The 11,520-nt window shown below is 44.2% G+C and carries 10 protein-coding genes and 1 pseudogene; 8 read left to right on the top strand and 3 right to left on the bottom strand.

Annotation, left to right across the window (positions count from 1 at the left end; all coding sequences use genetic code 11):
• Positions 1-66 precede the first annotated feature (66 nt).
• Positions 67-753, bottom strand: coding sequence for a DeoR/GlpR family DNA-binding transcription regulator (locus tag AB4185_RS18875; protein ID WP_048662208.1), 687 nt, complete (start codon positions 751-753; stop codon positions 67-69).
• A gap of 735 nt (positions 754-1,488) precedes the next feature.
• Between AB4185_RS18875 and AB4185_RS18870 the strand changes: the two genes are divergently transcribed.
• From AB4185_RS18870 to AB4185_RS18855, 4 genes are all read left to right on the top strand, one after another.
• Positions 1,489-2,187: an ABC transporter ATP-binding protein gene (locus tag AB4185_RS18870; RefSeq protein ID WP_372135755.1), complete on the top strand. Its 699-nt coding sequence runs from the start codon at positions 1,489-1,491 to the stop codon at positions 2,185-2,187.
• Between the two features lie 8 nt (positions 2,188-2,195).
• Complete coding sequence (locus AB4185_RS18865; RefSeq protein ID WP_372135756.1) at positions 2,196-4,730, top strand: FtsX-like permease family protein; 2,535 nt, start codon at positions 2,196-2,198, stop codon at positions 4,728-4,730.
• On the top strand, positions 4,730-5,863 hold the full coding sequence (locus tag AB4185_RS18860; protein ID WP_372106896.1) for a lipocalin-like domain-containing protein: 1,134 nt from the start codon (positions 4,730-4,732) through the stop codon (positions 5,861-5,863). Before AB4185_RS18865 ends, AB4185_RS18860 begins: the two co-directional genes overlap by 1 nt.
• A 204-nt stretch (positions 5,864-6,067) precedes the next feature.
• Positions 6,068-6,277 (top strand): hypothetical protein, encoded by a 210-nt coding sequence (locus tag AB4185_RS18855; protein WP_372106895.1) that lies wholly within the window; start codon positions 6,068-6,070, stop codon positions 6,275-6,277.
• 279 nt (positions 6,278-6,556) lie between these two features.
• On the opposite strand, the gene AB4185_RS18850 is transcribed toward AB4185_RS18855, so the two are convergent.
• The gene (locus AB4185_RS18850; protein ID WP_029235520.1) at positions 6,557-7,345 is read right to left on the bottom strand and encodes a helix-turn-helix domain-containing protein; all 789 of its coding nucleotides are present in this window, start codon (positions 7,343-7,345) and stop codon (positions 6,557-6,559) included.
• A 98-nt stretch (positions 7,346-7,443) separates the two neighbouring features.
• Here AB4185_RS18850 and AB4185_RS18845 point away from each other — a divergent pair, with 98 nt between their 5' ends.
• The 4 genes and pseudogenes from AB4185_RS18845 to AB4185_RS18830 all read left to right on the top strand — a co-directional run bounded on the left by AB4185_RS18845 (position 7,444) and on the right by AB4185_RS18830 (position 10,060).
• Positions 7,444-8,337, top strand: a complete 894-nt coding sequence (locus AB4185_RS18845) for a DMT family transporter (RefSeq protein ID WP_017064264.1) — start codon at positions 7,444-7,446, stop codon at positions 8,335-8,337.
• A gap of 48 nt (positions 8,338-8,385) precedes the next feature.
• Positions 8,386-8,640, top strand: a pseudogene (locus AB4185_RS18840) (peptide ABC transporter substrate-binding protein); the annotation flags it as partial.
• Positions 8,641-9,046: 406 nt separating this feature from the next.
• The gene (locus tag AB4185_RS18835; protein ID WP_019822926.1) at positions 9,047-9,550 is read left to right on the top strand and encodes an acyl-CoA thioesterase; all 504 of its coding nucleotides are present in this window, start codon (positions 9,047-9,049) and stop codon (positions 9,548-9,550) included.
• A 237-nt stretch (positions 9,551-9,787) separates the two neighbouring features.
• Positions 9,788-10,060, top strand: a complete 273-nt coding sequence (locus AB4185_RS18830) for a hypothetical protein (RefSeq protein WP_019822928.1) — start codon at positions 9,788-9,790, stop codon at positions 10,058-10,060.
• Positions 10,061-10,621: 561 nt separating this feature from the next.
• Here the strand turns inward: AB4185_RS18830 and malG are convergent.
• On the bottom strand, positions 10,622-11,512 hold the full coding sequence (gene malG, locus AB4185_RS18825) for a maltose ABC transporter permease MalG (protein WP_017060050.1): 891 nt from the start codon (positions 11,510-11,512) through the stop codon (positions 10,622-10,624).
• Positions 11,513-11,520 lie beyond the last annotated feature (8 nt).

The following is an 11,520-nucleotide window of genomic DNA, read 5'->3' as shown; positions in this document are numbered from 1 at the left end:
TAAGATATCCTTATTTATTAATTAAATTATTTATTTTTATTTTAAAGTTTATTTTGTTTCACGTTATTACAAATCAGTTATTACTACATCTACCGATTCGTTATCACATATTTTAAGAAGACTTCTTTTTTTGTATTTAGATTTATCGGCAATTAGAATAACTTGATCAGATATATCGATAAAACTTCTTTTTATTTGATAGTTATATTCATTTGAATCCCAAACTCCTGAGTCATAATCAAACCCAACGCAGGAAAAGAAGCAGACGTCCAAAGACATATTAGCCAGTGTCTCCACTGCTAGTGGACCATAGAAACTACTGTACTTCTCGGAATAACTGCCACCAGTACAAATTACATTAATATTACTTTTACCTTCAAGGGCAATAACATTCTGAAGAGAATTGGTAATAATAGTGCAACTGATATTTGGAATCTCTCGAGCGAGACACCAACTCGATGAACTTGCGTCTAAACCTATTACCATTTCTTCTTTAATATAATCTAACGCTTTGCTTACCAGTAATTCCTTTTCTTCTATATAGTCCTTAGAACGCGCATGAAAAGAAAGACCTTCATCAATTTCTTGAACACTAATAGCCCCACCATGAACTCTTTTAAGTGCGCCCGATTCATCAAGCTTTTTTAAATCTCGACGAATGGTTTCCACAGAAACATTAAAGGCTTCTGCTATTTCTTCGACGGTTGCACTTCTTTGATCATTTATTAGTTCAACAATTTGTAGGCTTCTCATAATGGTCTCCCGCTTGCTTGATTATTAATTTACCAATGAAAAAATGGCAAAACTGTGACGAAATCGCCATCAAGCCCGTTATTGACCGATTTGTGACTGATATTGTGGACTATTAAACACAAATGCCCGAAACTTATAAAAACAGTCATTCATTAATAAGGAATTATAATTGTTAGAACAGCTTGTAATCACCACTTACATAGATTGAATGATATTGCGAATACTTGCCTATTTAGACCAAAGCGTATAACTCAGGAGAGGGGAGGACACGAAATGTCTGCACAGAGACAGTAATAAGAATCCACCAAGTAAACATGAAACAATGATTAGTTGAACTTGGCTAACTAAAGTGGGTAAAAACAAGAGAATTAATACTCTAAGAAACTTGGGGGCATTAACAAGTTAGAGAAACAGCACTATCCCCCTCCCCCAACACACTTTCATAAAGAAAACCTTTAACACGTTAAACCATGATTTATTGCACTTAAACGTGGTCACGAACCGTCTGACGATAAATTCGAAAGCCTCTGAGGTGACTCTAAGCTCCCACAAACACCTGTATTCCTCCTCACACTGATCTATTTCTCTCTTTTCGCAGTACAAGTTATTAATTATTCGATATAAATCGCTTTCTTTTTCAAATTGTTGTCTACAGTTTTATAGAGCTTGTCGCTTCAGTAATTGCCACAAGTAACGACACCTTTTGATGGTAGGTTTTGGTTATAAGGAAAGGAAATGGAAAGCCCAATTGTCACACTCACACATGCCAGCAAAAGCTTTGTTGATGGTAAAGACACTCATAGCGTGTTGGAAAATGTCGACTTCGCTTTGGCAACAGGGGCAAGCGTGGCTTTGACAGGGGCGAGTGGCAGTGGAAAGAGTACTCTGCTTAACATCATTGCGGGGTTTGAACCTCTATCCGGTGGAGAATTGTGGCTTGATGGCGAGAACACATTAGATTGGAGAGATCCACAGTGGAGCCGATTCCGCCATCAAAAACTAGGCGTGATCTTTCAACAGTTCAACTTATTAACGCCACTCAACGTAAAACAAAACATCGCATTTCCTCTCCATTTAAATCAACAAAAATGGAGCGACTGGTGCGACTATTTAGTTGACGCATTGGGCATCAGCGAGCTACTCGAAAGGCATGTATCTGCACTCTCTGGCGGTCAGCAACAGCGAGTCGCCATCGCACGCGCTTTAGCTCACAAACCTAAACTATTGCTTGCCGATGAACCCACAGGCAACCTCGACCACAAAGCTGGTATAGAGGTTATGAAGCTGTTGAATGAAATCACTACACAAGGCAACACTGCCGTGCTTTTGGTTACGCACAGCCCAGAATGTGCCAACTTTATGCAGACAAAATTGGTGTTAGATGATGGTTGTTTAAGGAACGCGGATCTAACCCCAAGAGCAGCAACGTTGTGAGTAAACCAATGAAGCAAACTGGCTTCGCTCAGAACCAGCTCACACATACCAAACTGACTCTGTATCTATTCGCGGCGCACTATCGTCAATCACCATTGCAAGCCGCAGCGATTCTGATCGGCATTGTGTTAGCGGTCACCTTGTTTGTCGCAGTGCAAGCCATCAACCTCAATGCCAAGCGCAGTTATGCAGAATCGACCGAGCAACTTAGCGCCCAAGCGAAGAACCTGATCATTCCACCAGCAGGGCAAAACTATTTACCAGAATCGCTCTACTTCAAGCTAAGACAGAATGGATTAAGCGCAGCACTACCCGTGATTGAAGGACGAGTGAGAGACGAGCAAGGTCGTCGTTGGTCGGTACAAGGCAGTGAGCTAATCGCCGCCCTCACTTCAAGATCTCGCCACGCTCGCATCGACGAAAAAAGCAATACTCAAGCCAAAGAGCCAAACATTTCCCTGTTAGACAATGCCTTACCTTTGCCGCAACTCTTAGCGGGTGAACCCATTGTGATGATGAGCCAATCTCAGCACCAGAGTTTGGACGAAGTGGACACGCTCACTTTGGATGAAGTACTCACCAAGGTTGTGGTGCTGCCAGATGAATGGCAACTGGGTAGCCGAATGTTGATGGACATTGGATTCGCTCAGCAACTGCTTAACAAGCAAGGGCAACTGAGCTATATCGCTATTTTTGACACTAAGAGCGACACTAACAGCAATGCTCAGGATAAATGGCAAAGCCTTATTGGCGAGCAAGGGCAATGGATATCCAATAACCAAAGCACGGATCTCGGTTCAATTACCGATAGCTTTCACCTCAATCTCACCGCCATGAGTTTGTTGGCGTTTTTAGTTGGCCTGTTCATCGCTTACAACGGTGTGAAGTACAGTTTGCTGAAACGTAATCGGCTGTTGGTACAAATTCAACAAGCTGGGATTGCGCCAAGCATCGTATTTTCAGCTCTGTTAGTCGAGCTGACTGTTTTAGTCACACTGGGCGCGTCGCTTGGTTTCATTCTCGGCATTCAACTCAGCCATTGGCTACATCCCACCGTCGCAATAACGCTTGAGCAACTTTATGGTGCAACACTGCTTCCCGGCACATGGCAGTGGCAATGGTTAGTGCAGGCACTGCTACTCACGCTGGCCGCAACGCTTGTCGCGTGTTGGCAGCACTTTAAACAGCGAGTGCGACAACCCCTCTCTTCCCATGGCGGTTTCTATCAAGCGCCGGAAACGTCTAACGAAAATCAGCTGTTTGTTATCGGGTCAGTATTAACTATTCTCGCGTTAGCAGGGTTATGGCTGAGCGAACATCATCGCTTCACCATGGCATGGCTCGGAGTGTTAGTGGTGTCGATTCCTTTGTATTTGCCCAAAACACTCAGCGTGCTAGCGAACTGGAGCGAAAAACGTACCCAATCGGGGTTGATACAATATCTGTTCGCTGAGCTGCGTGAACTTATCTCCCCTCTCTCCCTTGCCATGATGGCGTTGCTTCTCGCCGTCACCGCTAACATGGGAATGAATACCTTAGTCGGCAGCTTTGAATCCACCTTGAAACAATGGCTAGAACAGCGATTACACGCAGACATTTACGTTAGCCCTGCCCAAGGTGAAATCGCGAATGTGGAACGTGCGTTAGAGCAGTTTGAAAATGTTGAAACCGTTTATAAGCAATATTATGTCGACGATAACTTGCAGGGCTTACCGACTTTGCTCGGCACCAAAGACAAAGACACACTTGAGCAAACCATGGTATTCCAATCCCACCTTGATGATTTCTGGACTCGCTTTTACCAAGGTGAGTTCGTGGCAATCAGCGAACCTACGGCGGTGAAGCTCGGCTTGCCCGTTGGAAGCCAACTCAAGCTCGACGCGATCCAAGACAAAACACTCATCGTCGGGGCGATTTTCCACGATTACGGCTCACCGAATGGCGAAGTGTTGCTTGCACCTAATTTATGGCTCGAAAGTGGATTTACTGACTTACCCACCAGCTTGGGAATCAAAGTTTCTGGCGACCCACAAGTGGTGTACGAACAGCTACGCCAGCAACTCAATCTGCACCCAAGTCAGCTTTACGATCAAGCACAGATCAAATCGATCGCTTTAGATATCTTCTCACAAACCTTTGCCATCACTCGGGCGCTTAATGGCGTCACTTTAATGGTGGCGGTGATAGGGTTGTTCTGCGCCTGTTTCATGTTGCTCGATGCACGCAAAGCCGCTATTGCAAGGTTGTACGCGCTCGGTGTTAGTCAGCGAAAATTGATGGCGATGGTGGTCGGGCAAATCGTAGTTCTGGTCGCCTTCACTCTGGTTATCGCTTTACCACTCGGCGCTATGGTCGGTTATGTGTTGACGGACATCGTTACCCTGCGCGCCTTTGGTTGGAGTTTAAATTATGTGTGGAATTGGAGTGATGCACTCAGCATCGCAGCCATCACCATTTTAGTGGCTGTGATTGCGACCTTGATCCCACTGTGGCGTTTGGTCAGTAAACCCGTGGTATCCAGCTTGCAAAGTGAGGTGTTGTGATGAATCGATCAATGAGAGTTTTCGTTCTCACACTTGGCATCTTACTCCTTTTAGGGTGTGAGGAGTCCACTCAACCATCAGCTCAAAATATGGGCTCAATACTTGGCACTGGAAAACAAACCGACGATGAAACACAAAAAGAGACTGATCAATTCACACCGGTAGTTAAAGGTATCGACATCGCCTTCCCTGCCGACCATCAAGCACATCCAGATTTTCGTCATGAATGGTGGTATTTAACCGCAAACTTAATTGATGAAGAAGACAATGTGTTAGGTGTGCAATGGACACAGTTCCGCTTTGCGGCTGCACCACATGAAAGTGGCAATAGCACCAAGGAAACTACGTGGCAAAGTCAGCAGATTTACATGGCGCACAGCGCTGTCACCACTAAAAATAAACACTATGCCGATGAAAAATGGTCACGTGACCAAGCTGAACTGGCGGGTGTAAGCGATTCGCCGTTTCGTGTTTACCTCGATGATTGGCAATGGACGTCGACGACCGATGACCTGTTCCCAGCCACACTGGTCGCCAACTCGGATCAATTTGGATACTCGCTTAAGCTTACCAACAACGCGCCATATCAAAAGCAAGGCGAACAAGGCTACAGCACTAAAAGTAGCGATGGCAAAGTGGCTTCCTATTACTACAGCCAACCATTCATCAATGTATCGGGCGAGGTAACTATTGATGGCGTCACCCATCAAGTTTCCGGCAAAGGTTGGATAGACAGAGAATGGAGCTCACAGTTTTTACTCGACTCGCAACAAGGTTGGGATTGGTTTGCGCTAAGGCTGAGTGATGAAACCAGCTTGGTGGTATTTCAACTTCGAAACTCAACTACAGGCAAAGCCAGCTATTCTCATGCGAGGTTGATGAATCAAGATGGCTCCGGCATCGCGATTAAGCAGCAAGACATCAGCTTAACCGCCATCAAGCAAACTAAAATCGACGGGCGTGACTACCCAACAGAGTGGCAAGTTTCGATTCCAAGCCAGCAAATAGAACTGACCGTCTCGGCACTCAATCCAAATGCCAAAATGCCGCTGTCGGTTCCTTATTGGGAGGGGCCAATCATGATTAAAGGTTCTCATTCCGGATCTGGCTATATGGAGTTGACTGGGTATTAGATTGTGTATTAATACAGGTGGAATCTAACAACAAATACATCGCCATAACCATCGACTAAAACACTTTCAACCAAAACCTCCACCACGGAGGTTTTTTGTTGTTTTACGTGTTCTATTTATCTTAACGCCTGTTGAAAAATATCTAATTTAACCAAACGCTGGGCTCCCCTAAAATACCAATCTTATGCTTAGGGGAGATAGAACATGATTAGCTCAGTACACAATGACGAACTCAACAAATACATAGAGAAACTAGACTTAAACCTTACCAAGGATCAGGTTCGTGAACTTGGTTGGCAGCAAAGTAATGAAGAGGTAGGAAAAGAAAAAACAATATTAGGCTCGTGGTTTTTCTTTTCTTTCTTTGGCTTATGTACGTCTGCATGTCTTGCGCTGCTAATGTATATCTCATGAAGATAAACAAAACAATGACCACGTATAACCAGCATGGAACCTTCAATTGGTTCGAGGTCGACGGAGAAACGTACATACTGTTCAAAGTGGGCAGCAACAGTGCTCTATTGAACCAACACTATGAGGATGTCACCGAACAACAGAGCGAAATATATGGGCTGTTAAGGGCGATTCCATAAGCTCATACTGCACGTATTCACTTATGGTCTATCTATTCACTTGTGGTCTATCTACGCACTAACTAGCGCAAACATCCGTTCTTTTGGCAACAAGACCGAGCTACAACAAACGGTTCTTATACTGCTCTGGCGTTTGGTTCGCGTAACGTTTGAACATGGTGATAAATGGGCTTGCTTGGTTATAACCCAATGTAAGAGCGACCTCTTTAACCGATTGGCCGTTTCTCAACAAGTCCATTGAGTATAGGTAGCGCACTCGCAGTCGCCACTCGGTAAAGCTCATTCCAAGCTCGGTCTGGCAGTGGCGAGAAAGGGTTCTTTCCGTGGTGTGGACACGTTCAGCCCAATCTTTCAGCGTCACTTCATCGGTTGGGTTCTCTTCAACAGAAGCCAATATAGGCGCTAGATACTTATTATCGGTTGAAGGCAAGAAGTGGTGTTCAACCTCACGCTGCGCAAGTTGGTCAAGCAGTACCTGAACGAGCCTTTGGTCTTGCTCGGTTTCCGCAACATTGATCCCACGATCGCGAAAATCATCGATAATAGAAGACACAATCGGCGTGATCTTTATAAGGCTGGTTTTATCTGGCAGGTGTTGCGTGAGTTCTGGGGCGATATTTAGTGAACAGTAGTCCAAAGGCTTACGGTTATAACTGCAATGCATCACCCCGGCCGGTACCCAAATCGCTAGATGTGGTGGCGCTAGAAATCGAGTGCTTTCCGCTTCCATCTCTAATATACCACCACTGATCAATTGAACCTGTCCCCATGAGTGGCTATGAACTCGGGTTTCAGTGTTCGAAAGAAACGCTTCAAAATTCATAAATACGTTGGATGGTGCCTTATCAATTAATAAGGATGGATGAAGGTTTCTGGAGTGTTTTTTCAAACTTGTCTTCCTATCGCGCTTAATGTCTTTCTAAAGATACTTGTAAGTATAACGACCTGTCAAACTAGCCGCACCAACTCATTCGCCACGGAATTCACATGCATTACCTATTACCATTTTTTACAGTCTGTATCTGGGGCGCCAATGCAATCGTCAACAAGCTTGCTGCAAGCACCATAGAACCTAGCGCAATGAGTTTTTACCGCTGGTTTTTTGCGATGTTAATTCTCACGCCTTTCTGTATTCGCCCAGTGATGAAACAGTGGGCTGTCATTAAGCCAAACTTATCGAAATTAGCGTTCCTCGGCTTTTTAGGCATGGTATTGAATCAATCTCTAGGTTACTACGCCGGCTTAACCACAACCGCTTCCAACATGGCATTGATCACGTCTTTAGTCCCGTTGATCAGTGTATTTTTAAGCGTCCCTTTGCTGCACAAGTCGATTTCTAGTTTGAGTATTGTGGGTGGTGTATTGTCGCTGTCAGGCTTAGCCCTGATGTTAGGTAAAGGCGATCCGTTATTCTTCATGCATCAAGAATTGACTCAAGGCGATGGCTATATGCTAATTGCAGCCTTTGTTTATGCTTCGTACTGTGTACTACTGAAACGCTGGAAAATGCCAATCAGTAGCTGGGTGGTGATATACATTCAGGGTCTGTTTGCTGTCGCGATGCTTACGCCACTTTGGCTTACCAGCGAACAACTTTTACCACCGCAACAAGCGCTCCCATTGATAGCTTACGCAGCGGTTGCCGCTTCGATTTTAGCGCCTTGGATGTGGGTGAAAGCGATTGACACCATTGGTGCTGACTCAAGCGCGATGTTCATGAACTTGCTTCCGGTTGTAGCGATCGTATTAGCCGCGACATGGCTTGGCGAAGAGATTAACCAGTTCCACATCATTGGTGGTGTGATGGTGATTTCAGGTGTCATCCTTGCTCAAATCAGAAGAAAACCAAGGCTTGAGGCTCCTCTCCCTCAACAAAGCTAAACGCATTACCCAACGCTCACATTAGGGTAAAAATTCAAACTCACGTTTCACACAGCAAATGAGAGTGGCTACTGTAATCCATACTATGATGAGCCCTTACAGCAAGCGAGTAAAACGGAAGATTAGTCTAAACGCTTTACTTTATATCAGCACGATGAGTCGTTACTCAACTATTCTTCAGCAGTTATACCTTTATATCATTACAATCACACACGATTAGTGCGAAATACACTAAAAGGCTTCCCAAACAATAATCCGAAAGGAAATATCTACGCGAAGGATCTATACTTTTTAAAACAGTAAAAGTGAGCTGATAAGAAAACAATAATCACTACCACTTTAGTGGTACCTGAGATACAGCCACTTTAACTAAACCAAATCAACAGCGGTTGGTTGGCTAACACAAAAAAGTACCGACATGAGTACCACACGGCTTAGAAACACCTAGCATTACGCTAGGTGTTTTTTTTGCAATCGACCTATCTAGTGACTTAATCAGTATTTCTATTCTCTTGCTTGATATCACTTCATCCATGTTTGCCATTCGCCTGATACGCCTTTAAGCACCAATATTCATCAACTGATCATCTGTTTGAAAAAAATAGTCTTAACCATGAGATTATCCGCTTTAACTTATGTCATCTTAAGTATATTGTTACTAGCAAGTAACAAGCATGTTACGCAGCAAAATAATAATGAAGGAAGATAGATGAGCAGTAGCAATAGCCGACAAGATGGTAAACGAGACGTTACTCTGCGTTTTTTAGCTGAACCCGGGGATGTGAACTTTGGTGGTAAAGTTCATGGTGGTGCAGCAATGAAGTGGATCGATTTAGCAGCCTACGCTTGTTCCGCAGGTTGGAGCGGTAAATACTGTATAACAGCCTATGCAGGCGGAATTCGATTCGTTGCCCCAATTCATGTAGGCAACCTTGTGGAAGTAAGTGCAAAGGTCATTTACACAGGTTCATCTTCAATGCATATCGCTATCGACGTGCAAGCAAGCGACCCTAAAGAGCTCAATAACCGCCTAACAACTCACTGTATCGTTATTATGGTCGCTGTCGATGAGAATGGTAATCCGACTAAAGTGCCAGAGTGGATACCAGAGACGCCAGAAGACATCGAATTACGAGATTCAGCTATTCGCCTAATGAACATGCGAAAACAGATTGGTGAAGAGATGGAAGCTCACGTGAAGTACCTTAAGTAAGGTCCACCAGCTGCCCTCCCCCTACAAAACCTTATTACAATGCCAAGCGCCTGCTTGGCATTGATCTATTTGATACCTTCGTGCTTTACACAGCCAAATCCGCTGCACACCCAATACAGACGATAAGAGCGTGATACCCAGCCAAAGGTTGAAATGAATCGGCACTTGTTCACTGATTTATTTTGACTGTAATAAAGTCGTCATTTTGCTCTGATTAAATACCGCCAATCATAATAGATGCATTTGAATTTCTTGGAGCCACTCTTGAGCGTCATACGCCCCACTCTTAGCGAGTCTACACTGAACAATTTAAAGGCTGTTGAGTACCAATGGGTTAGAACTTTGTACGTCGAAGGCTACGACAGCAATGAAATCAACCACTATATCCAAACGTGTTTCGGTGGAGATCCGACATTTGCCGATCTATTTCGTCGCGTGGCACTCGATCAAGAAAGCATCTATGTGCTATTGCAACACTTAGGTTGTGCTCCTTCTAGTAAAGAGTTCTAACTTCTAAGTCCCACCAAAAACCAGAAGCATAAATAAACCTACCTCCATAACCCTCATGAATGTCACTTGAATATTCTGTAACTACCTCTCGCTTACCCATACATTTTCAGTGCAATTTCAGGTTTTGTTGCATACAAATCATTGAAGTATCACGCATTGGAATATTCACAACATATCAATAGTACAACAGCCACTTATACTGAGTGTCTGATTTGTGAGACTAGTTCATTTCTACAAGTAACCAAAATGAAGTGGTCGGTATTTAGGAGAGAAGTAACTCGAAACTTTGGGTTTTAAAGTAGATATGAGCGCGATAGTTAACGAGTAACGCTGACACAAAAAACAAAAAGTAGCAGGCATAAAAAAACCCAAGTAAATACCTGGGTTAGAGTTACAAAAACCACTAATCATTAATAGCGTAAGGAACCTGATTAGTAGCCAGCTATGCGTAACCTGAGGGTTATTTTTATTACTGATCGGCGGCCAAACCAAATGATGTAATAAAAATGCCAATATAGAGCGACCTAACGGTCGCTCTTTTTCTTTCTTATAGAGTACAGCTTATCCTTTTACACCACCTGCCGTCAAACCACCAACTAACCAACGTTGAGCAAGTAAGAACACGATAGTAATCGGAAGTGCTGATAGTACAGCCGCTGCCGCAAAGTCACCCCATAGGTAGTTCTGAGGGTATAGGTACTGCTGCATACCTACTGCTAGCGTGTAAGAGTTCACATCTGTAAGTAGGATAGACGCTACTGGCACCTCACCCACTGTCGCGATGAAAGATAAGATAAACACAACCGCTAGGATTGGCACAGACAGCGGTAGTAGAACCAGTCTGAATGCTTGCCAAGGCGTTGCACCATCAAGGGCTGCTGCCTCTTCCAGAGAGTTATCAATCGTCTCAAAGTAACCCTTAATCGTCCATACGTGCAGTGCAATACCACCTAGGTAAGAGAAGATTAGACCACCGTGTGTGTTCAAGCCTAAGAACGGAATGTATTGACCAAGTTTGTCAAACAGCGCGTAGATTGCTACTAGAGCCAATACTGCTGGGAACATTTGGAAAATCATCATCGCTTTCAGGATTGTGTTCTTACCTTTAAAGCGCATACGAGCAAACGCGTAAGCCGATGTCGTAGACAGTGTCACAATCAGAATCGATGTGATACCTGCAACCTTCACTGAGTTCCATAACCAAGTTAGCACAGGGAACGGAGGTGACGTTACCGAGCCATCTGCGTTCGTTACTGACATACCCAATGCTAACTTCCAGTGTTCCAATGATGGGTTATCTGGAATCAAACTACCGGTTGCGAAGTTACCTTCACGGAACGAGATCGCGATGATCATCAGTAGTGGGAAGATAATCATTGCCAAGAAGCACCACAACACTGCATGCGTTGCCCACACTCGGTATTTAAGGCCTTTACCTTGTACCATAGCCATTGTCGTGC

The organism is Vibrio sp. 10N.286.48.F5 (assembly GCF_041469785.1).
Lineage (GTDB): Bacteria > Pseudomonadota > Gammaproteobacteria > Enterobacterales > Vibrionaceae > Vibrio > Vibrio crassostreae_C.
The sequence above is the reverse complement of the archived record's forward strand: the minus strand, read 5'-3'. Positions and strand labels throughout refer to the sequence as shown.